The organism is Planctobacterium marinum (assembly GCF_036322805.1).
GTDB lineage: Bacteria > Pseudomonadota > Gammaproteobacteria > Enterobacterales > Alteromonadaceae > Planctobacterium > Planctobacterium marinum_A.
Map to the genome: position 1 here is coordinate 3,550,670 of NZ_AP027272.1, position 21,383 is coordinate 3,572,052.

Below are 21,383 nucleotides of genomic sequence, written 5' to 3' on the forward strand. Positions count from 1 at the left end.
TTATGCTAATTGTGTAATGCAATCTGATTAAAATGTTTGACCAATATTAAATGAGAAGAACTTCACTTCGTCGCCACTCTGCTCTTTCAGAGCACGAGAGAAACTAAACACCATAGGTCCCATAGGCGACAACCATTGTACCGACAGTCCGTAAGAAGCTCTATAAAGACCTGGGTCTGCGAAATCCAAGAGACACTCTTCACTGAGAGAGTCCAGGCTCAAATCTTTGTAATCATCGTAGACAAATTCCGTATCCCAGACCGTACCAACATCAAGGAAAATACTGCTACGTACTTGAGTATCATACTCCTCACCAATAAACGGCGTAGGTACGATTAACTCAACGCCACCTATCGCTATGGCGTTACCACCGATAGAACGCTCAGTGACAAACAAAGAATCTGACAAAGGCCCATAACCCACCGGGTCGCCATTGGGGTCTGTAAGCGTACCTGTGGTACGTTGAATGGCTCGAGGGCCTACGGTATTATTTTCAAAGCCCCTCAGCGTACCCGCACCACCGGCAGTAAAGTTCTGTGTAAAGGGTAAGAACTGATCCTTGCCATTAATATCGCCATAGCCATTTCCGTATCCAACACGCAGGCGAGTTAGCAATGACCAACGTTGGTCATTGGACAACGGGAAGTAGAAGCGAGTGTTAAACTCAGCTTTGTAGTAATTGGCATCCGAGTTTGGAGTTGTTGCCGATAAAGAGAGCGTCTGATTAGAGCCCGCAGTCGGGAACAGACCACGATTCAAGGTGCTTCTTATCCAGGCAGCGGACAACACAAAGGAATCGTATTTGATGGGTGCATCGGGATCATTGGGATCGATGAACAGGTCGTAGAAACGCTGGGTTTGCTCGTAAGTATTGCGCTGCGCTAGTTCTTCATTCTCATAAGTCACCCCAAAGCGCAAGCGATTGTATTCGTTGATCGGGAAGCCAAAGGTCCCGCCGATACGATAAGTTTTGGTATTGTATTGAACAAGTCCAAAGTCCCCAGCGTCTAATTCGCTATAGGACAATGTGCCACCCAAGCTAATACCATCAATAGTGAAATAAGGGTCGTTGTAGGTAATTGCTGCCTGCTTTTGATAGCGGTTGGTATTTACATTGAAGCCTACCTGTTTGCCCGAGCCGAGAAAGTTATCCTGGGAAACCCCAGCTTGCAGGCTAAGGCCTGTGCGGTCGCCAAAACCGATACCCGCATTAAACGAGCCGGATGGCTGTTCTTTCATACTGAACTCTACGTCCACTTTGTCTTCTTCGCCGGGAATTCTGACGGTTTCAAACTCTACTTCATCCACAAAGTTCAAACGGCGGGAAATATTGGCCTTGGACACTTCCAGAGCTTGATTAGACAAAAAACTACCTTCCATCTGCGTGACTTCGCGGCGCAGTACCTCATCTTTAGTGATGTCATTACCCACAAAGTTGATCCTGCGCACATAAATGCGCTTACCGGGATCCACCCGCATAGTTAGCTTAACCGTATTATCTTCGTCGTTGATATCCGGGATAGTGGTAACCGTGGGATAGGCATAACCAAAGCGGCCAAGGTATTTGCTGATAAATTCTTCGGTGTAGGTCACCAAAGCTTGGTTGTAAAGAGTATCACCGCGCAGAGGCAGCAAGGCACGGATGGTATCACCGTGACCCAACAATTCACCAGTAACTTCCACTTCAGATACGTTGTACTGTTCGCCTTCAGTAACGTTAATTGCAACGTAGATCCCCTCTTTGTCTGGGGTCATAGAAACCTGAGTGGAGTTCACTCTAAACTGCAAGTAACCTCGGTCCAGATAATAGCTTCTGAGGGTTTCCATATCGCCCTCGAGGGTTTGTTTCTGGTATCGCGTTTCGGCCATGATATCCCACCACGCCGGGTCAAAGCCCAATTCAAATCCCTCTAACAATTCGGCGTCGCTGAAGATTTCATTGCCTACAATGTTTATCTGAGCGATTTTTGCAGCTTCACCTTCTTCAAACAAAAATTTCAGGTCCACGCGATTTCGAGGTAAAGGCGTTACAATCGCGGTGACATCAGCATTGTATTTACCAACACTGTAATAGAAGTCTTTTAAGCCACTCTCTAATCCAGTGAGTACGGTACGGTCCAAGGGCTCGCCAATACGGATATTACTGCCATCAAGACTTTCCTGTAACTGCTCGTCTTTGATGTCATCATTACCCTCAAAAATAATATTACTAATGGTTGGACGCTCTTTGACCTGAACTACCAAGGTGTCGCCATCACGCAATACTTTAATACTTTCGAAGTGAGTAGATGAGTAAAGAGACTTTATAACTTGAGCGATACGGAAACCGTTCATGGTGTCGCCCACCTTAACAGGCATATAGGTTAATGCCGCACCCAGAGCTACACGCTGCAGTCCTTCAATTTTGATGTCGTCAATGACAAAATCACTGGCTGAATTTGCATTTACCGAACCGGTCACTACGAAAAATAGCAATGCAAAAAGTGTCTGATTCAACTTCATTTATTTATATTCTTCCTGACTGAAACATATTCAGCATTGTTAAAAAAAGCGCGTGCTTTACAAACGAGTTATATCGTTTACGATTGCCACGGCCATTAGCATAAAAAGCAACACCCCACCGATACGAAAACCCACTTCCTGAACAGATTCAGGCACAGGCTTTCCGGTCACTAACTCCACAAAATAATAAAGCAAGTGCCCGCCATCCAATACAGGTAGCGGTAGTAAGTTAATTATCCCAAGATTCACACTAATGAGCGCCAGAAAACTGAGAAAATATACCAACCCATATCCTGCGCTAGCTCCCGCTCCTTGAGCAATGGATATGGGTCCACTGAGATTTTTAACCGACACATCACCAGTAAATAATTTGCCGATCATTTCTACGCTCAGTGTCATCAAGCGCCATGTATTATCCATAGCAGCCCCCAAGGCTGCAACCAATCCGTACTGATGAGTAAATATATACCCTTCAGGCCAGGGTTCCGATTGTGGCACAACCCCTAAATAACCCACTTGAGGATTATCTTCTCGGTAGCCAACAGTAACCATAACAGGCACTTCGCGCCCCTCTCTGAGCAGCATCACTCCCACAGTATCACCGCCTCGCCCGGTAAGATACTCCCCTATTTGTTCCCATTTATCGATGGGAGTTCCATCGATACTCAAAATTTTATCGTCTTTATTGATTCCAGCCAGTTCAGCAGGTGAATCTTTCGCCACTAATCCAATATTGGTGGTGATAGCTGGGCGGAATGGTTCTATGCCTAATGAGCGGATTGCCGACTGAGTTTCGGGATCAAATTGCCAACCTGCCAGGTCAAGCGAATAACTGCGCTGAGACATGTTTGATTCAATATAAGTGGTCACTTGCATTGTATCCTTGCCAATATGCGATACCAGCTCCAGATTGATGGCACTCCAATCTTTGACTTCACGCTCACCAATTTTGCTGATTTGCACATCACGAGGCAATCCGGCTTGGGCCGCTATGGAGTCAGGTTGCACATTTCCAATCACCGGTCGTACTGTTTCAACGCCCAATAAATACATAAAATACAGAGCAATTACGGCAAAGATAAAATTAGTAAGCGGCCCCGCAGCAATAATCGCAATGCGCTTCAAAACCGATTGACTGTTAAAGGTGACGCCTTGATCTTTCGGGTCAACATCATCTACGCGACTGTCTAGCATCCTGACATACCCCCCCAGAGGGATCAGCGCCACGACATATTCAGTACCCTGCTTATCGGTTGTGCGCCACAGAGGCTTGCCAAAACCTATGGAAAATCGCAGCACTTTGACACCGCATTTTCTGGCGACAATGAAGTGTCCCCATTCGTGCACCGCCACCAGAATACCTAAGGCAATAATAAACGCGCCCAGGCTCCACAAAAAGTCAAACATAGCTAGATACTCTCCAGTATTTCAGCAGCAATTTTGCGACTGTTGGCATCACACGCAATGATGTCATCAAGACTTTCAACCTTGTCTCCAAGTCCTTGCTCAACCGTCTGCTGACAAACTTTAAAAATGTCTGTATAGCGAATTTTTCTGTCGAGGAACGCTGCGACTGCAATCTCGTTTGCCGCATTGAGAGCCGTAGTGGCAGCCTGCCCTTGGCTGGCGCATTCAATCGCCAGCTGTAAACAGGGAAAGCGCTCAAAGTCAGGTTTTAAAAACTGTAAATCCACTAACTGTGAGAAATCCAATGAGGCTACCCCTGATTCAATCCGCTCTGGCCAGGACAAGGTATGGGCAATAGGTGTGCGCATGTCGGGCTGTCCCATTTGCGCTAATACCGACCCATCGCTGTATTGCACCATAGAGTGCACGATGCTCTGGGGGTGGATTACCACGTCAATATTGTCACCACTGACATGGAACAAATGACAGGCCTCGATAAATTCCAATCCCTTATTCATCATAGTGGCGGAATCGACAGATATTTTTTGCCCCATCGACCAGTTCGGATGTTTGCAGGCCTGCTCAGGCGTAATGTCAGTAAAGGTGGAAATATCGTGCTTTAAAAACGGACCACCTGAGCCCGTGAGTAGGATTTTTCGAATTTGACGCTCACAATAGCCCTGCTCAGGAAGACATTGAAAAATAGCGTTGTGCTCACTGTCCACAGGCAACAACGTGGCGTTGTGCTCGGCAACCGCATCCATAAACAATTTACCAGACATCACCAGCGACTCCTTGTTAGCCAGTAATACCTTTTTACCACTTGTCACCGCAGAAAAAGTGGGTAACAATCCTGCCGCGCCAACAATTGCCGCCATCACGGTATTCACATCAGGCGCACTGGAGACAGCACAGAGTGCTTCTATGCCACAATGCACTTCGCAGTTCAGGCCGGCCTGCTCTGCATATTTTTGCAGCTCAGAATAATGGGCCTCGCTACTCGTGACCAAATGCCGGGGTTGATGAATTACAGCAAGTTTCACCAACTCCTCAACTTTGCTATGACATGTTAGAGCAAAAATCCTGAATCGTTCAGGATGGCGCGCTACCACATCAAGGGTACTCAAACCGATTGAGCCTGTGGCACCTAATAGGGTTATATTTTGTATTTGATTAGTTTTAATTGGCTTCATGCAAAAAAGTCTTTTTATGCCATCCACATGACATAACAGAATGCAAAGATAGGGAACGCCGCAGTGAGACTATCAATTCTATCCAGAATACCACCGTGTCCGGGCAACAGATTACCGCTATCTTTACAGCCAGCACAGCGTTTAAACATACTTTCATTCAAATCACCAAGAGCACTAACCGCTACAGTTAAACCACCGACCAGAACGTGCAACCAGATGCGGGAAGGGTCAACCTGATAATGCATTGCGGCAAAGGCTATAATAGCGAAAGAAGCCCCCACCCCACCAAGTAAGCCCTCAATAGTTTTACCCGGTGATACGTTAGGTCGTAGTTTGTGACGACCGAATTTTACCCCGACAAAAAAAGCGCCCACATCGGCGGCCCACACAATACCTAAAACATAAAAGATCAGAGAAGCACCATAAAGAGGATCAACATCAAACAGGCTGGTACGCAGAACCACCACTGCTACCCATGTAGGAACAAGGGTTAATAAACCAAATATGCCTCTTAAAAAAACACTGGTGCGCCATAACAAGCTATACCTCGGGTAGGCGATAATCAGGAAAAGAGAAACAAGCCACCAAATCGCAGCCAGCCAGAGGATATATTCGTATATTGGTGCCAATTCTCCCTGGACCCAAACAGAATCCACTGGCACCAGAATACTCAAAGCAACACAGATGCCTGATACCAGTGCGGTGTATACAGACTTTAATAAGGGAATAGTCAAACCTGTTAGATTTGCCCATTCCCATGCACCCAAAGCAACAATAGCGGCAAAAGCTATTTCAAAACCTCTGATAGGTAAAAACAGAATGGCTCCTAATGCTAAGGGGGCCAAAATCAATGCGGTTATAATGCGCTGTTTTAACATCTGAAGAACACCTTAATGCTGGCTCTCTATTTGCTCACCGGTCATACCAAAGCGACGCTGACGGCCCGCAAACTCTTTCACCGCATTAGCAAATGCGGTTTCATCAAAATCAGGCCAAAGAGTTGCGCAAAAATACAACTCAGAATAGGCCAACTGCCAAATCAGGAAGTTCGAGATGCGCTGTTCACCACCTGTGCGTATCAATAAATCGATATCGGGGAGTTCATTTAATTGAATGTATTTGGATAAGTCTTGTTCAGTGATGGAATCGATATCTATTTGCTGCTCACTTGCGGCTCTTAACAATTTCTTACAGGCATTAGTAATATCCCACTTACCGCCATAGTTTGCGGCGATATTTAGCACCATAGCAGTGTTATTTTGAGTAAGCTGTTCTGCTTCAGCAATCTTGCTCTTAAGTTTCTCATCAAAGCGACTCAAATCACCAATAACCTGCAGTTTCACATTGTTTTTATTGAGCTTTTTAGCCTCACTACCCAATGCCCAAACGAACAACTCCATCAGCGCTTTCACTTCGTCTGCAGGTCGCAGCCAATTCTCACTGCTAAACGCGAATAACGTCAGTGCCTCAATGTTGTTTTGCAAACAAAATCGCACTGCAGCTCGTACCGCATCTGCTCCAGCCTTGTGCCCAAAGGAGCGCAATTTCCCTTTCTGTTTCGCCCAACGTCCGTTGCCATCCATAATAATGGCAACGTGTTTAGGCATCACATCATACTGTTGATTTGCATCCGTCATCAAAGAAAGCTTCTAAATTTCCATTAATTCAGCTTCTTTAGCTTTTAGCAACTCGTCTACTTGTTTCACAAATTTATCGGTTGCTTGCTGAATATTGTCCTCTGCTGCGCGGGCTTCATCTTCAGAAATCTCTTTTTCCTTCAACAGATCCTTAATATCACCATTAGCATCACGACGAATGTTTCGAATACTGATACGCCCCTGCTCAGCTTCACCACGTACCACTCGAATTAGGTCTTTACGTCGTTCTTCCGTTAACGGCGGCAATGGAATACGCATGGTTGTCCCGGCGCTAATTGGGTTCAGGCCCAAATCAGATTGCAGGATACCCTTTTCAACGGCTTGAATGGCACTCTTGTCAAATACGGTCAGCGCCAGGGTACGAGAATCTTCAACCACCACGTTAGCAAGCTGTCTCAATGGCGTAGCCGCACCATAGTAAGAAACCATCACATTATCTAGCAAACTAGGATGAGCTCGCCCGGTTCTGATTTTACTGAAGTTGGTTTTAAGCGCACCAATACTTTTGTCCATGCGCTCTTTAGCATCTTCAAAAATTTCATCAATCATGTTTCTAACCTTATTTTTTTAGTTGTTATCTATCAACGTACCTTCATCTTCACCCATGACTACAGCTTTGAGGCAGCCAGTTTTATTCATGTTAAAGACTTTGATAGGAATATTGTGGTCTCGCGCTAACGTAAATGCCGCAAGATCCATGACCTTTAATTCTTTTTCTAACACTTCACTATAATTGAGGTGTTTTTGTAATACCGCATCTGGATTTGTATTGGGGTCCGCATTGTACACACCGTCAACTTTGGTTCCTTTCAAAACCACGTCAGCCTCGATTTCAATACCGCGTAAACAGGCCGCAGAGTCAGTGGTGAAAAAAGGATTCCCAGTTCCGGCAGAAAAAATGACAACACGACCAGACTTCAACAAGCTAATAGCCTCTGTCCAGTTATAAGCGTCACACACGCCATTAAGTGGGATTGCCGACATCAAACGGGCATTAACGAATGCTCTGTGCAGCGCATCACGCATTGCAAGGCCGTTCATTACGGTTGCCAACATACCCATATGATCACCCACAACGCGATTCATGCCGGCTTTTGCCAGTCCTTCGCCACGGAATAAGTTGCCACCGCCAATCACCAGACCAACCTGAACACCAAGCTCAACTAACTCTTTGATTTCAGACGCCATGCGGTCTAATACTTTTGCGTCAATACCAAATGACTCATTGCCCATCAAGGCTTCACCACTTAGTTTCAATAAAATTCTACGATAGGCAGGTTTGGAGCTGATACTCATGAAAATTTCTCATCCTCAATGATTGTCGGGGATTTAGGGGACTCGTTCGCTTTTCTGGTGGCTGACACCTAAAAAAAAGCACCTCTTTTGAGGTGCTAGTAGTTTATATGACAATGCTTTAATGCAAAAGCCCTTGTCAGATTTATTTGTAAACAGCTTACTGTTTAGCAGCAGCCATTTGTGCCTGAACTTCAGCAGCGAAGTCTTCAGTTTTCTTCTCGATACCTTCACCAACCTCAAAACGGATGAAGTTGATGACGTCTGCGCTGTTGTCTTTCAACAGCTGACCAACGTTCATGGAAGGATCTTTAACGAAAGGCTGACCAGTCAAACTGATTTCACCAGTAAATTTCTTCATGCGACCCATAACCATTTTTTCTGCGATTTCAGCTGGCTTGCCGCTTTGCATCGCGATATCGATTTGGATGGCTTTTTCTTTCTCAACAACGTCAGCTGGAACGTCTTCTGGCTTAACGAATTGCGGGCTGCTTGCAGCAACGTGCATCGCTACATCTTTTGCCAAATCTTCAGAACCACCTGTCAACACAGAGATTACACCGATACGCGCACCGTGTACGTATGCACCTAAGTTGTCGCCTTCAACAGTTACAACGCGACGAACGTTGATGTTTTCACCGATTTTGGCAACTAGCGTGTCACGCAAGTCAGAAACAACTGTACCGTCAATTTCAGAAGCATTTAATGCTTCAACGTCACTGATTTTGTTAGCGGCAGCAAACTCAACCAACTTTTTACCAAATGCCAGGAAGCTGTCATCACGTGCAACGAAATCAGTTTCACAGTTCAGTTCCATCATTGTTGCAACACCGGCGTTTACAGAAGTCAGGATCACACCTTCAGCAGCGATACGGCCTGCTTTTTTAGCAGCTTTCGCCTGACCTGATTTACGCATATTCTCAATCGCCGCTTCGATGTCACCATCAGTCGCTTGCAATGCTTTTTTACAATCCAGCATACCGGCGCCGGTACGCTCACGCAGTTCTTTTACTTGAGCAGCAGTTACAGCCATCTGTATATCCTCAGGAATAAATTTAAATTTTTAGCGTAGAAAACAAGACCCATTTGCGATCTCATTTCAAAAATATGGGGTAAATAAGCTTTACCAAACTATATTTTAAAACAGGGGCAAGGCCCCTGTTTTAATGAGTCTTACGACTTTTAACATGCATTTGTGAATGCTGTATTAAATCTTACTCAGCCGCTTCAACGAAATCGTCGTTTTCAGCGATAGCTTCAAGATTTTGCTCACGACCTTCCAGAATCGCGTCAGCAGCCGCATTCAGATATAACTGAACCGCGCGGATTGCGTCGTCGTTGCCAGGAATGATGTAATCAATTCCGTCTGGGTCAGTGTTTGTATCAACAACAGATACTACCGGGATACCCAAGCTACGAGCTTCTGCAATTGCAATGTGCTCGTGGTTTGCGTCGATTACGAACAAGCAATCTGGTAAACCGCCCATGTCTTTGATACCGCCAAGGCTGCTTTCCAGCTTTTCCATTTCGCGGGTCAGCATTAGTACTTCTTTCTTAGTAAGCTTTTCAAAAGTACCGTCTTGAGACTGTTGCTCAAGGTCTTTTAGACGCTTGATTGATTGACGCACTGTTTTCCAGTTAGTCAACATACCACCTAACCAACGCTTGTTAACGTAGTATTGGTCGCATTTCAAAGCAGCTTCTTTTACCGCATCGCCAGCAGCGCGCTTAGTACCTACGAAAAGGATTTTACCTTTGCGCGCAGATACAGAAGAAAGATAAGATAATGCATCATTGAACAAAGGAACTGTTTTTTCCAGGTTAATGATGTGAACTTTGTTACGAGCGCCAAAAATGAAAGGCTTCATTTTTGGGTTCCAGTAGCGAGTTTGGTGACCGAAGTGAACACCAGCTTGCAGCATGTCACGCATAGATACGTTTGCCATAATAAATTTCCTCAATTGGGGTTAGGCCTCCATACATCCCAATTTTCGATCCTGTTTCCTCGTGAGAAAAGCCAGACACCCCGAAAATCGTGTCGATGTATGTGTGTTTTAAATGATTAATTTACGCTGATTTGAACTATTCTTTCGCAACGGTCCAGTTCAGGCGCGGCGCTTTATACCATACTAACAACATTACCGCAATCTTTTGATGACTTTACCGTCGCAATATTTAGCAAAGTTACAGCAACATCAAACGTGCACGTTGATAGATTAAGTTTTGGATCTCGATATGGCAGCGAGAACTAGCGCAACAAATCCACCTAAAAACAAACCCAATAAGCTGGGGAAGAATATGAACTTCACCATGCTTTTAACTTGGTTCTTGAAGTTACTATTGATAATTGGCTCAGCTGAAAGATCATACAGACTTCCATTGGTGCCCAAAAACTTATCATTCCGAATGTCTAAGATTTTTAACAAAACTTCTCTGTATTTTTTTAAACTCGACACAGCATATTCGAGATCCTCGTCTACCTTATTTTTGATTTGGCTGTTTTCGATTTGTGACTGATTAATTAGATTTAATTTTTGCTTTGTCTGGTTTATTTTCGTGGACACCGCTTCTGCTTTCAAATTGATATCTAGAGCACGGTCTAACAAGTCCTGCTTATATTTGGAGGTGGATAGCTCATCACCTAGTGTGAGGAGCCTTGATAAAAACTCATCACCAAACTGAGCCCCTGCGAGACTACCCTGTCGAGAAACCGCATTACCATCACTGGGCTCCAAGCTTAGATTGGCATATGTACTAAGTATATCCTTAATCGCAGCACTTTCACGACGCAATTCATCCAACCTCGACTCTGACAGCACAAGCTGGTTATTTAATACGTAGGTGGCATTGGTTACATCTTTGTATATCGGACTGACAAGAAAAGCACTCTGTAACGGGCCTAACGTATATTCCTGTAAAAAACGGAGTTCATTAATCACGTTCTTTGCTGACAATTTTGTTTCAGGCTCACTAATCATTACACCAATTTCATCTGCATCTAGACGCGACGCTACCTCTACAAGTCTCTGATTAAAATCGGAAAGATATTCAACACTGGCAATATATTCATTTCTTGTTAGCTGTGTGGTGTCGATATCATCGGGAAGAGAGATCCCCATATCTAGCACGCCATAAGTACTAATACTACGTTGGGCCCATTCATCTGGAATAGCCGCTAATATCCTAAGAGCTAAATCCTCAGGTAACGCTTTTGACAATTGGGAGGAAAAATAAAGCCTTGCAAAACGAAGACTTGCATTTTTTAATTCCATTGAAAATTGCTGGTTCAATTCAGCAATCTCGGCGTTGCTTAACTTTCTATTCTCAAGAGTTTGTCTGTACCTTTGTTCAATAAACACCCTACTAGGGGTAAATGGTGTGATTGTTACCGATTCAAAAAAATCTCTCCGTGTAAAGCCGTATTCTTTGAGTTCATACCTGTTGTAAACTTGGAGCAGGACAGGGTTAGCTGTAATATCGTTGAGCGAAAATGGACTGCCATTGGGGTACTTTCCCTCCTGAATTCCCTGAAAATTTAGCGTCAAATTAGTACTCACGGTGTATTTAGAGGGTTGAGAAAACCAATTCGATGCGAAATACACCGCACCTAAAAGCGCACCAATTATAGAAAACAAGAAAATAACTTTTCTTCTTTTCCATATCTCACTAACCAGTTCTGCCAAGTCCGTTTCGTCGTTAGGAAATTGTTGCTCATTGCGGTGGAGTAGCTCAGACATCTATTCTCTGCGTCCTGTGTAAATTAGTAAAAGTGTTGTCTGCTGAAAAGTTTACCGTTTAAATTTAATCTTGCATACCTTCACGCCACATTTAATATGTATTTAATTGCAAACGATTTACGCCCATACATTGATTCAACAAATTGTGTGTTTTTGTGCGTCATGTATGTAGTTGCGACCCATTGGGCATGGTCTTTGGCTAACGAACTCTCACGAAGTAAGCAAGTCACAAAGAGTTTCTGCGGAGCGACAGGCGCAATAAGACTAACAGCGCATTAGGTGCGACGATGTAGGAGGTACAGTGCCTCAGTTTTAGGGGCTTTACTTACTCGACCACCAGAGCAAGTCGGTACATGCGCACAAGAAATTTGTATTAATGGATCTCTTGACGTAATCGTTCACTAATTCTGGATAACCCGTTCACCTCCATTCCGGCCGCTCGATCATAGGCCATTTCCGGTCCACACTACCAGAGATTTATGCTTATTAGCTTCTTTTAATTTTTAAAGTGGAACAAGTAACTGTCATTGAAAGTGTCAAGGTAGTTCTTCGCCTGAAGTTTGACGAAACAGCGAGGAACCGGAACATCGCCATACGATTGAACGTTGGTGCAACGACGATCTCAGATATTCTCAATAAATTCAAAAATCAAATATGCGGTTGGCCTCTGCCTTAGCATATCACTGATTATTGGCTTCATCAGTCTCTTTATCCCGATAGGAATGCAGGTCGCGTAATACCAGATTACACACTCATGTATATGGAACTGAGACGCAAAGGCGTTACCAAAATCCATTTTTGGGAGGAGTATCAAGCCGTCAATCCGGAGGGCTGTTATTGCTGTAGCAAGTTCTGCGATAACTATCGTGAATGGAAGTTACAACAAAAACGTCCCATGCGTTTTACGCATAAGGCTGGTAAAAAAGTCATTATCGATTTCTGTAGGCCAACACTGCCAGTGCTTAACCCTGAAACCTGAGAAGTACGTAATGTGCAGGTTTTCGTTGCCTTATTGGCGGCATCCAACTAAACCTTTGCCATTGCCACATATAATCAGAAGCTGGAAACTGGCTTGAGGCACATGTGGCTATGTTTGCCTTATTCGGTGGTGTACCGCAATTGCTTATGCCGGATAATCTCAAGTCAACGGTGAGCAAAGCCTGTGGGTTTGAGCCTCAACTGAATACGGCTTACCAGTCACTGGCAAATCATTATTGTGATACTGTAATGCCTGCCAATTCACTAAAACCATAGGACAAAGCAAAGCACAAAACGCGGTTCTGATTATTGAACGTTAGATAGTGAGAAGACTGAGACATCAGGCATTCCATACATTATCGGGGCTAAAAGATGTCATTCGGAAATTATTCAATGAGTAAAATCAAAAGCCATACCTGTGATTACCGGGAAATCGCCACACCTTGGTGAGTGACGGGATAAATTTGCTTCGAACAATCAGTTTTGCAATTTCTTTCTGATCACACAAGGCAGCCAAAGTGATGATACAGTTCTCAATATCCAATCCGCTCAATAGTTCGAAAATGGCGGCGAATTCATTACTTTTTTGATTAACTAACAGCCACTTGTCCCAGCACCGGCTGATACAGACAGCTCCGCACACTGATAGCATATAACGGGTTGGAGCGCTCTCGTGTCTGAACAGATTGCCAGGCAGTTTTACCATCAATGACTATGACAGCATACCCGGTGATATATAGCAGAGCCGAATCCGAGTTGGGAAACGTTTTCACTGTTTCTTCCGGCTTACGACGATAGATCACCCGAACTATTGTGTCATGGCGGGGAGTATCTTGTTCAAAGGGCCTATATCTTCTGAGCCAATCAAGCTTAAGTTTTCCGAAATCTTCAATATCTTCCTCCTTTCAGCCCCTTACATCACGGCACCAACAGACAACAATTTAATGCCCATCAACTGATACGTTTACAACGTTCTATGGGGGCACTGTTTTGATTCGTAGTGTTTTAGGGAGTTTTCGATTATGATGCATATATTAAGCTTTTGAATTTGTTGCTTAATCTGTTCATTCAAGCGCCAAATAGTGCAAACTAGAACGATCTTGCCGTGATTCTCGTCCAGGAACTGCATAAGTACTATTGACCAAAATTAAAAATTAACTTTTCCGGCTGCAAACATAAATTTAATTCTGTAGAACAAGCCTGTAGGTCAACATATCCAATCCCTTGCCCGTTACTTATATGCAAAGAAAAATGTTTATCAAATACAGAAACCTTAGTTTTGGTGCCCGTGAATTCCTTTACTAAAGGAGCTGGATAAATGACTTCGACGTTATTCGGTATCGGGAATTCAACATTTGTGGCGATCAATTCTTTATCCAGAGGCTGGTGAGAGTTTACATGCCAGCCATGTTGAAACTTAAAAATGAGTAAATGAGATTGGTCAGGCTGAATTTTCAATTCAACTTTACCATTTCCGTCAGCGATGTACTGGATTGACTCAGTATTCCCGTTCTCAATGTCGTACAGAACTTTTGCAGAGAACAATTGTTGCATTGGTTGCTCTACCGTCTGACTTGTCAGTTCAACCATGAGAGCCTCAAACTGCTCCACATACAAAGCAGAGTTAACATGCATATTTAATCTATAAATATTTTCTAGCATTGCTGACTTCGGATTAATAAGCTCACCGTCATGTAGCGATAAAAATTGTTGCTGGCTTCCGGGTGCGTTTGAGAATTTAAATGTATCCTTGTCATTCCATAGAAAATTTATGGACTCATTCATCAAGTCTCTAGCATATTTCAACCACTTGAGTTCGCTGGTAATATCATATAAGTCAAGTGATGCTCTTAAAAGAAATGCATAATCTTCTAGTGTCGCTGAAATACTTTTATCATCGGGATTGATAATTCTGGGCAGTACTTCTGACCTGCTGTGCTCCGATAATAAAGCATCTCCAATTTTGATTGCCGTCGTCTTGTAAATCGGCTCACCAAAGGAGAGGTATGCTTCTTTAAGTCCAGAAATCAAAAGAGCATTCCAGCTAACCAGTAATTTACTGTCAATGTTGAGTTGTTTTTTGTTTCTTAGTTTTAATAGGTGTGCACGTATTTGGTTAAAAGATTCGTCTATCGGTCTGTCAACATAAACGCCGAACAAACCATCTTTTTCATAAGTACGTGTTGATTTGCTGTCTTTAAATACATTATCTACGGCAGCAATTTCTTCTTCTGAATACAAATAATAACCGCCTTCTACGCCATTATGAACTGCATCAACTGAACTCATGAAGAGCCCATTTTTTTTAGCCAGATACTGGTTTAAAAATACCAAAGTTTCTCGGACTATGACTTTATACGCCGGATCAGGCTTTACTCTGTATGCCCGACTGTAAACCTCTAACATCAAAGCTTGGGTATACAGCATTTTTTCGTAATGGGGAATACGCCATTGATTATCGCTTGTATATCTGTGAAACCCCCCATTAACCGAGTCATACAAACCTTTGTTGATCATATTGCGCAGATGATTATGTAATAATTCATCTAATTCAATATCTTCGAGTCGCTGCGCCCAATCAATTAATAAAAGTACGAGACTGGCTTCCGGAAAGTTAGGTGCCCCCCTTAATCCCCCATATTCTTGGTCTAGATTTGACTTTAAGTTGGCCAGCCACGGAGACCAGTCAATCTTATTCACTTTTACCGAATTGTTCGAAACAGTATCGCTACGGACTATTTTTTCATACAGAGCAGATTGTTTTCTTACCCATTCCGGCGTGGTTTTCCAAGTCTCAGCCAAGTTTGATAATAAATTAAACAACTCATTGCGCTTGATATATGCATCGATAAATATAATCTCTGAATCAGGCGTCAATACGGCTGTGATGGGCCACCCTGCGGTACCTTTTACGCGCGCCAAAGCCATTGTCATATAGCTGTCAATATGAGGTGAAACTTCCCGGTCGACCTTCAAGGACATGTAATTCTGATTTAACAGTTTCGCGATTTTCGGATCGCGAAAACTCTCTTTTTCCATAACCTGACACCAGTAGCAGGCATAAAATCCGATTGACAAAAAAATGAGCTTATTTTGTTCCCTCGCATTTTGGAGATTCGTTTCTGTCCACGATTTCCAATCAATGGGGTTAGTCGCATGTTTAATCAAATAGGGCGAACTACTCAATATAAGCGAGTTTAAGTACGTCACCTGATTGGTATGTGTGTCATTTTGAGGGTTTAACTCAAGATATTTTGACACATAACGTTCAAAATCAGACGCAGACACTTTACTTGATAAAGGAGGAAATAAATTATCTCTGACTGATTGCTGTGCTTGAACGCCAAAGATAATCCAAAACAATATCATGCACCTAACGATGCCTAATAAGTATTGCTTTAAACACCTCGTTAAACTTCTGTTCAATTTGTTACCTGAGTGACAGAGTCAAAATCATAGGCAAACCTGTGTACTTGGTTAGCATCAATACTGCCCAAGCTGCCACGTTCGCCGTTCGGCCAGATAATTGTGACCTTAGCAGATTTATGTGCCCCCAAACCGAAATGCATCTGTTTTGAGTGAACTGACATATAGCCAATTGTACCACTTAATTCTCTTGTGCGTTTCAGGCCATCCGCAGTTTCAACAATTACTTTTGCACCGATGGCATCCAGATTTATGCCTCTTGTCGGATCACCACTGAGTGAAAGCTTCAGCCAATTATTGTTATCTGCTTCAGAATGATTGAGCAATACACGGGATTTTTCATGATAATCATTGGTGATAATGTCCAAATCTCCATCATTATCGATATCCAAATAAATCGCGCTTCTGCCATTACTGGAAAAGTCCAACCCACTTCCAGCACTCGCATTGTTCAGCATTCCATCATCGTTTACGAAAAGGACATTTTTTTCCTTGTCTGATTTTGGAAACAAGACTTCAATTTCCCGATTTTTAATAGGATCCTGATAATACGGATTTTCTTGACTATAAACTAAATAATCATTCATACCATTGAGGACGTACAGGTCATCATCACCATCATTATCAAAATCAAAGAAATCGGCATCCCATGACCATCCCGTGGATGAGTACCCCCGTCCTACTCTATCACTTAATTCAAACCGTAAATCACCAGTATTTCTGGACAAGAATAAATCATTCGCCTCTATAACACGCATTCTGGCGAGTTTATTCGGGTTAAACTTCATTTCAGTATCAGCAGACGGCAGCACATATTTTTCGTCCTTGTTCATGGTAACGATGTTGGAAATGTAAATATCTGAGATTAAGTCTTGATTTAAGTCACCTAGAGCAATTCCCATTGTGTAAGATGGTTTGTTAGTGCCAAGCTCGTCAGCAACATCTATAAATTTGCCGTTGCCTAAATTCTTATAATAGGCATTAACACCAAAATCATTACCGACGACGAGGTCTTGTAAGCCGTCTGAATTAAAATCGGTATGAGTAACGGCCTGCCCCCAACCAGAGTTGTCTACACCGCTATCCTGTGTAACATCCTGAAATTTAAGTTTCCCTAAATTTCGAAATAATTTGTTTGGCAAACCATTGATATTACGGCGTCTTAATGTAGGAAGTACACCTTTTAAATAGTTGCCGAAATATGTGATGTAAATATCTAACAGGCCATCACCATCAAAATCAAATACTGTCGCTGGGCCCCCTACGAGTCCAACGCCCCCCAAGCCGGTACCCTCACTGACATCTTCAAAGGTATTGTCGCCTTTATTTCGATAAACACGATGTAAATCATCGACATAAGTGATGACGATATCCTGCCAACCATCGTTGTCCAAGTCGGCAATGATTGGCTGGCGTGGTTCGCCCGGCAAATTATCAGGCTCTCGTACCCAGTTAAGCCCTGCACTTTCAGTAATGTCCTTAAACTTCCCTTTGCCATCATTTAAGTACAATCTGTTCCCGAGACCGCTAAGCAAAAGTACATCGTCATAACCATCGTTATTAATATCACCAGCTGCAATTCCGGAGCCACCAAAAGCGGGGGGGATAACAATTGTTCCTCGTCCCTTGCCGTCAGTTAAATAGCTACGTAACAATCTACTCAACCAATCAGAGGAGCGATGCATAAAATTGATACCGACACTGCTTGAGACTTCCGTGAAAAGTGTCCCATTGGTTCCAATTTTTGACTTCTCAACCGCTTCAGCAGAGGGCGCACTGATCAATCGTAAAGAGACATCGCTCCCTTTATGTTTTTCTGCTTTATTATTTTCTCTGGCGAAATAATTCACAGCATTTACCGCATCTCTGAAGAAAGATACTTTAATACGTTCACTTTCTTCAGAACGCCCGATGTCTCCCATCACACGCAATACCAGAACACCGTATTGGGCGATGTTCTCCACAAGTAATTCTGCCGCAAAAGGATCAGGTTCAAGATAAATAGGAAAAAGCGCATCATTTAAAGCAAATTGCATGTACTGCCAATGAATTCCGCTATCTCGGAAGGCATCCATATCATAAGCTTCGATAGTCACCCTGTCTTTTGCGGGTAAGGCAGGAAAGAATATTGCGTCCTCGTACTCATTGATTCTGTGGGGCAGTACATACTGTGCATAGTTGAAAACGTCCTCTTCCAGAATGACGTTCCGCCCGTGCTCCAGCGCTAATTCTTGTGCACCTCGATACAAATCGCTCGCAAAGCTGATGACAGTTTCGGTAAAAAGTTGCCTAAACTGTTTAGCTTCAATACTACTTTCAGGCCAGCGATGGCGAGCGAAAAACACTTGCAGGTTACGCACAAATATCTGGTTATTTAGCTCATTATACTGACTGTATGAGCGCAGCTTTTGTTCTACCATCTTGTTAAACAAAACCGGTGAGATTATGTCCCGCTTAACTGATGCATCTTCGTACTTCTTGCTGACTGTGGAATTCAGTTGACTGATGGCGCTCCAGGCGCTTACCAGCAAATTCTCATCGACCTCTCGTAAATTTTTGGTTCTTGCCTCTCTGTCTGCAACTTGAAGGACGCTCAATAGGAAAAAATCAAGGGCTTCGGCTAACTTATCAGTAGCGCTGATACTCAGGGGCATAAGCTGTTGCTCTTGAGCACTAAGCAACAAATCTTGTTGCACTGCTAGAAGCGATCTCAATGAGTAGGCAATAGTGCTATATTGCCGCTTATCATCTTTGTGAATTTTCAGCTGGTTGCCACTACCAAGGGTAACTAGCCAATGACCCGACTCCTCTTGTTGCCATCGAATTACTGGTTTTACTGCAGCGACAATATGTTTCTCATTGAGTTCTGACTCCCCCGACATCGCGGCTATTCTCGAGGCATGCTCCCAAAAATGGCTGATCCATTGTTTTTGTAGTAAGTTTTTTCTGAATCTGGCCCGGTGTTCCAGTGGCGTACCGTAGATAAAATCTTCAAGGCGAGACGCAGTAGCATAACACTTTGGGTCGCGCACATTTTCAAGCGCTTCAATATGGCCAATGATCTGCTCTAAATGTACTTCAGATTCCTGTGCCGATACTTTGCTTAGAAACAGAACCAAGACAAAAGTACAGATAGCTTGCAACTTGAAATCTGAAGGTGTTTTAAACCTATTATGGAAAAAAATAGAATTCATATTTTATCCTTGAAGGAGAGGAAATTCGGCCTTTTCATATTTTAATCATTTTTGTCTATCGATAAATAGCCTTTATCTTCGTCCAATGCGAGGCTTGTAATCACCGATTTGTCAATTGCGTTTAAAGTACCCAGTTGAAAATAACGCTTTGCCTCTTGCTTATTACCTTCGGCGTGGTAAAGCTTAATCAGATGAACATAACTTTGGTCTAATAACGGATCTATTTGTAATGCGTGTCTAAACTTTTCAATCGCATCATTGAGACGTTTTAGCTTTTCTAATGTGAAGGCCTCGTAAATGACTGCATTCGCAAAATTTTCCCTCATCAACCCCGCCTTCTCAAACAAAACCAACGCTATTTGATACTGTTTTTTCTGATACTTGAGCAGACCATAATTGAAATAAAGCTCTGCATTGCCTTGGTCTTGTTTAATGAGCCAGTCAAAGATCGCCTCAGCATCGCCTTCAGGTTGCATAGCAACCTGACTAATTGCTTTTAACTCTTCCACTCTGGAAATTTCCCCAAACCTTTGGCGAATATAATTAATAGTCCCCAATGCTTCTTGGTAATCCTTAAGCTTCATTTGAGTTTCAGCTAAGATGATGTAAGGCAATACGTGAGGATAGTTAGCTTGCTGCAAGCGGGATTTTAAATACTTTGCATATTGTGCCGAAACTACCGTTTTTAAAATCGTGACCAATCGATAAATATCCCCCTCAGTCTCACCCAACTCCAGCTGAAGGTCGTGCAATTCCAGGCCAATTAAATCAGGAGGTAGTTTAGTATAAGGCTCCGTGAGTCGTTCTGAGTCTGGATAAATACCGATTCGATGGTCTGTCATTACAACATGGATGACATCCTGAGCCCGCCGCTGGGGCATATGACAATTAACACAACTTTTGTTTGCCTCAGCTGCATTGTTGTGAACAGCACTCTCTGGGGCTTCGTGACAACCGAGACAGGTAGCGTCCACCTGTTGGACAAAATCTATTTCCGCGGGCTTGTGATGTGGGTTATGGCAACTTATGCAAGTCAGTTCACCTTGAGATTGAGTAAAGCATGCGCTATTTGAAAGACGATAACCGTGATGATTAATTTCAAATCTCTGTTCCCGACTGACGTTCGCATCCACAGTATCCACATGTAAAATATAGTCTGAAAGTGTCTCTCCTGGGCGGAAGCTGTAATCACCTCTTTCAAAACGACGAACCCCCACCATATTCACGGCGGGTAACATATGACACTGAAAGCAGACAGAGTCCCGTTCCCTAACCGGCAATTTGGCTGGGTTGACAATCGAGTTCCTTATTTCTGAAAGGTTTTTGGCCTTTCCGAACACAGCTTCAAGATGGTTTTCGCCGGGTCCATGGCAGCGCTGACAATCTATACCTTGAGGTAGCTGTTTTGGAAAGGTGTCGCGATGGACAAAACTATCTTGTTCCATTTCACTAAAAGGATAAGCATTATGACAAAACATGCACTCGCGCAATATTTGTCTCGATAGCCCAAAGTGTTTTGAGCTTTCAAACCCCGGTGCCATCTCCCAAAATCGTCCTTCGGTGTACCAGTTAATCGGGAGCATATATATTTCGTCATTTGCCGTACGAAATAGCGGACTAACCACCTTATTTCCCGAGCCCAGCAGATAATCAATTTGCACCTGAATCTCATTGACTCTTTGCTGTAGGTAATCCAATTGATATCTGACAAAATATGCTTTGTTGTCTCTCAATACGATATCGTAATAACGGTTTGATGGAGCATGGTAGAATGGCAAACCTGCAAGCTTATCAGCGCTAAACCACTTAATATCAACATTAGCAAAAGACCGGGACATCCCAACTCCCTTGAAGCCTTCAGAATGCTCTACATGGCAACTCGCACACACTTGGCTATCCACATACCCTTGCTCATTAGCAATATAATTTGGGGTTGCATTAAGTTTACAGAGATAAGAGAGAAAAAATACTGAATAAATGATGAAACGCAGCAAG

At 43.2% G+C, this 21,383-nt stretch carries 15 protein-coding genes; 1 reads left to right on the forward strand and 14 read right to left on the reverse strand.

The genetic code is table 11. The features are described 5' to 3' along the window. Positions 1-27: 27 nt before the first annotated feature. The 10 genes from bamA to AABA75_RS15805 form a co-directional block, all read right to left on the reverse strand. Positions 28-2,502, reverse strand: a complete 2,475-nt coding sequence (bamA, locus tag AABA75_RS15760; protein WP_338293632.1) for an outer membrane protein assembly factor BamA — start codon at positions 2,500-2,502, stop codon at positions 28-30. A gap of 57 nt (positions 2,503-2,559) precedes the next feature. Continuing rightward, a complete protein-coding gene (rseP, locus tag AABA75_RS15765) occupies positions 2,560-3,909 on the reverse strand; it encodes a sigma E protease regulator RseP (protein WP_338293633.1) in 1,350 nt (449 codons plus the stop codon). A gap of 2 nt (positions 3,910-3,911) precedes the next feature. Then, on the reverse strand, positions 3,912-5,102 hold the full coding sequence (gene ispC / locus AABA75_RS15770; RefSeq protein ID WP_338293635.1) for a 1-deoxy-D-xylulose-5-phosphate reductoisomerase: 1,191 nt from the start codon (positions 5,100-5,102) through the stop codon (positions 3,912-3,914). A gap of 14 nt (positions 5,103-5,116) precedes the next feature. Then, positions 5,117-5,980, reverse strand: coding sequence for a phosphatidate cytidylyltransferase (locus AABA75_RS15775; protein WP_338293637.1), 864 nt, complete (start codon positions 5,978-5,980; stop codon positions 5,117-5,119). 12 nt (positions 5,981-5,992) lie between these two features. Beyond that, positions 5,993-6,739 (reverse strand): polyprenyl diphosphate synthase, encoded by a 747-nt coding sequence (gene uppS, locus AABA75_RS15780; protein ID WP_338293639.1) that lies wholly within the window; start codon positions 6,737-6,739, stop codon positions 5,993-5,995. A 12-nt stretch (positions 6,740-6,751) separates the two neighbouring features. Further along, entirely contained in the window at positions 6,752-7,309 is a 558-nt protein-coding gene (frr, locus tag AABA75_RS15785) for a ribosome recycling factor (protein WP_338293641.1), read from the reverse strand. Positions 7,310-7,327: 18 nt separating this feature from the next. After that, positions 7,328-8,056, reverse strand: coding sequence for a UMP kinase (pyrH, locus tag AABA75_RS15790; RefSeq protein ID WP_338293642.1), 729 nt, complete (start codon positions 8,054-8,056; stop codon positions 7,328-7,330). A 157-nt stretch (positions 8,057-8,213) separates the two neighbouring features. Continuing rightward, a complete protein-coding gene (tsf, locus tag AABA75_RS15795) occupies positions 8,214-9,086 on the reverse strand; it encodes a translation elongation factor Ts (RefSeq protein ID WP_338293643.1) in 873 nt (290 codons plus the stop codon). A gap of 181 nt (positions 9,087-9,267) precedes the next feature. Continuing rightward, positions 9,268-9,999, reverse strand: a complete 732-nt coding sequence (rpsB, locus tag AABA75_RS15800) for a 30S ribosomal protein S2 (protein ID WP_338293644.1) — start codon at positions 9,997-9,999, stop codon at positions 9,268-9,270. A 270-nt stretch (positions 10,000-10,269) separates the two neighbouring features. Continuing rightward, a complete protein-coding gene (locus AABA75_RS15805) occupies positions 10,270-11,790 on the reverse strand; it encodes a Wzz/FepE/Etk N-terminal domain-containing protein (RefSeq protein ID WP_338293645.1) in 1,521 nt (506 codons plus the stop codon). A gap of 1,089 nt (positions 11,791-12,879) precedes the next feature. Between AABA75_RS15805 and AABA75_RS15810 the strand changes: the two genes are divergently transcribed. After that, positions 12,880-13,044: a hypothetical protein gene (locus AABA75_RS15810; protein ID WP_338293646.1), complete on the forward strand. Its 165-nt coding sequence runs from the start codon at positions 12,880-12,882 to the stop codon at positions 13,042-13,044. Positions 13,045-13,358: 314 nt separating this feature from the next. Here the strand turns inward: AABA75_RS15810 and AABA75_RS15815 are convergent, their stop codons facing one another. The 4 genes from AABA75_RS15815 to AABA75_RS15830 form a co-directional block, all read right to left on the reverse strand. Beyond that, the gene (locus AABA75_RS15815; protein ID WP_338293647.1) at positions 13,359-13,541 is read right to left on the reverse strand and encodes a hypothetical protein; all 183 of its coding nucleotides are present in this window, start codon (positions 13,539-13,541) and stop codon (positions 13,359-13,361) included. Positions 13,542-13,902: 361 nt separating this feature from the next. Further along, positions 13,903-16,131, reverse strand: a complete 2,229-nt coding sequence (locus AABA75_RS15820; RefSeq protein ID WP_338293649.1) for a thioredoxin domain-containing protein — start codon at positions 16,129-16,131, stop codon at positions 13,903-13,905. A 59-nt stretch (positions 16,132-16,190) separates the two neighbouring features. Beyond that, positions 16,191-19,388 carry an FG-GAP-like repeat-containing protein gene (locus AABA75_RS15825; RefSeq protein WP_338293650.1) on the reverse strand — a complete coding sequence of 1,066 codons (3,198 nt, stop codon included), beginning with the start codon at positions 19,386-19,388 and terminating at the stop codon, positions 16,191-16,193. 41 nt (positions 19,389-19,429) lie between these two features. After that, positions 19,430-21,382: a cytochrome c3 family protein gene (locus AABA75_RS15830; protein WP_338293651.1), complete on the reverse strand. Its 1,953-nt coding sequence runs from the start codon at positions 21,380-21,382 to the stop codon at positions 19,430-19,432. Between the last annotated feature and the right edge of the window lies 1 nt (position 21,383).